This is a genomic window from Streptomyces griseorubiginosus (assembly GCF_017614965.1).
Taxonomy (GTDB): domain Bacteria; phylum Actinomycetota; class Actinomycetes; order Streptomycetales; family Streptomycetaceae; genus Streptomyces; species Streptomyces griseorubiginosus_B.
On sequence record NZ_WVUG01000688.1, the window covers coordinates 1 to 821 of the forward strand.

The window sequence follows — 821 nt, forward strand, 5'->3', positions numbered from 1 at the left end:
GATCGCGGGGGTTCTGATGTTGGAGGGGAAAAGCCGAGGGGGCCCGGTCGACGGATCGGGCCCCCTCGAATTTGTCCACCGCGGCGGTCGGGCCGCCGCAGGAAGCCGGCACGGGAAGCCGCTAGAAGAACACCCGCACCTCAGCAGCACCTCCGCGTACGGCCCTGCCTTCTTCACAGCGCGTCGACCTCCTCGGCCGTCGGGAAGGACACCTGCGCGCCCTCCTTCGTGACCGCGGCCGCGCCCACCCGGGCCGCGTATCCGGCGGCCTCCACGAGCGACGCGCCCGACCCCAGCCGGAACGCCAGCGCCGCCGTGAACGCGTCTCCCGCACCCGTCGTGTCCACCGCGTCGACCTTCACGGACGGCACTCGGGTGACCCCCGCCGAGGAGGCGACCAGCGCGCCCTCGGAGCCCAGGGTGACCACCACCGACCGGGGCCCCTTGGCGAGCAGCAGCCGCGCCCAGTCCTCCGGCCGGTCCGACACGCACGCCTCGCCGAGGATCACCCGCGCCTCGTGCTCGTTGACGATCAGCGGATCGCAGGCCGCCATCACCTCGCCCGGCAGCGGCCGCGGCGGCGACGGGTTCAGCACGAACCGGTTGTCGGGACTCAGACCGCGCACGACCTCCACGACCGTCTCCAGCGGGATCTCCAGCTGCGCCGAGACCACCCGCGAGGCCTGGAAGAGACACGCGGCGGCCTTGACGTCCCCCGGCACGAGCTTCCCGTTCGCCCCCGGCGACACCACGATGCTGTTGTCCCCGGACGGGTCGACGGTGATCAGCGCGACCCCCGTCGGCGCCCCGCCCACCAGCAC

At 73.4% G+C, this 821-nt stretch carries 1 protein-coding gene; it reads right to left on the bottom strand.

What is annotated here, in order from left to right; genetic code table 11:
• Positions 1-173 precede the first annotated feature (173 nt).
• On the bottom strand, positions 174-821 hold a 648-nt coding region (locus tag GRC12_RS44770; RefSeq protein ID WP_208786131.1), incomplete at its 5' end, for a ribokinase.